We start from the raw sequence: 257 nt of genomic DNA on the forward strand, positions 1-257 counted from the left end.
GCGGGCCGAAATCGTCACTGTCTCTCTGCGGCGCGAAGGTGGCGACCAGCGGGCCGGCCAGGCCTTCTGGTCCTTCATCGGCGAGCTGGGCCTCCGCGTCCTGCCCAATACGGCTGGCTGTCATTCGGTCAAGGAGGCCGTAACCACGGCCCACATGGCTCGCGAACTCTTCGGCACGACCTGGATCAAGCTCGAAGTGATCGGCGAGGCCGATACCTTGCAGCCCGATGTGTTCGGGCTGGTAGAGGCTGCACGCA

The 257-nt window shown here is 65.4% G+C and carries 1 pseudogene; it reads left to right on the forward strand.

Annotated features, from left to right (window positions below):
• Positions 1-257 (forward strand): annotated as a pseudogene (locus A3840_RS01600) (thiazole synthase); the annotation flags it as partial.

Source organism: Devosia elaeis (genome assembly GCF_001650025.1).
Lineage (GTDB): Bacteria > Pseudomonadota > Alphaproteobacteria > Rhizobiales > Devosiaceae > Devosia > Devosia elaeis.